Source organism: Ideonella sp. P3_A4, from assembly GCF_056403075.1.
Genome location: NZ_JBFUGE010001167.1, coordinates 1 through 1058 on the forward strand (window position 1 = coordinate 1; position 1058 = coordinate 1058).

1 protein-coding gene is annotated in these 1058 nt (G+C 67.7%); it reads left to right on the forward strand.

The window, feature by feature from the left end; genetic code table 11:
• On the forward strand, positions 1-1058 hold a 1058-nt coding region (gene aptA / locus AC1DYI_RS36680), incomplete at both ends, for an omega-aminotransferase AptA (protein WP_477208998.1).

Here is a 1058-nt window from a genome sequence, read left to right on the forward strand (position 1 = left end):
CCTACTGGATGCCGTTCACGGCCAACCGCCAGTTCAAGAAGGCCCCGCGGTTGTTCACCAAAGCGTCGGGCATGCATTTCTGGACCGACGACGGCCGCCAGGTGCTCGACGGCGTCGCCGGCCTGTGGTGCGTCAACGCCGGCCATGCGCGGCCGAAGATCGTCAAGGCCATCGCCGAGCAGGCGGCCGAGCTGGACTACGCGCCGCCCTTCCAGATGGCGCACCCGAAGGCTTTCGAGCTGGCGCACAAGGTGGCCGAGCTCGCGCCGGCCGGCATGAACAAGGTCTTCTTCACCAACTCGGGCTCCGAGTCGGTGGACACCGCGCTGAAGATGGCCCTGGCCTACCACCGCGTCCGCGGCGAAGGCCAACGCACCCGGCTGATAGGCCGTGAGCGCGGCTACCACGGTGTCAATTTCGGCGGCATCTCGGTCGGCGGCATGGTCGCCAACCGCAAGATGTTCGGCACGATGCTCGGCGGCGTCGACCACATCCGCCACACCCATGATCCGGCGCGCAATGCATTCAGCAAGGGCCAGCCGGCCAACGGCGCCGAGATCGCCGAAGACCTGGAACGCCTGATCGCGCTGCACGACGCGTCGACGATCGCCGCGGTGATCGTCGAGCCGGTCGCCGGCTCCACCGGCGTGCTGATCCCCCCGGTCGGCTACCTGAACAAGCTGCGCCAGATCTGCGACCAGCACGGCATCCTGCTGATCTTCGACGAGGTCATCACCGGCTTCGGCCGCACCGGCTCGGCCTTCGGCGCGCAGACCTTCGGCGTCACGCCGGACCTGATCACCGCCGCCAAGGGCCTGACCAACGGCTGCGTGCCGATGGGCGCCGTGATCGCCAAGCAGTCGGTCTATGACACGTTCATGCAGGGGCCCGAGCACCTGATCGAGTTCTTCCACGGCTACACCTACTCGGCGCACCCGCTGGCCTGCGCGGCCGGCTTGGCCACGCTGGAAACCTACCAGGAAGAAGGCTTGCTGACCCGCGCCGCCGAGCTGCAGGGTTACTTCACGGAAGCGCTGTATTCGCTCAAGGGCCTGCCG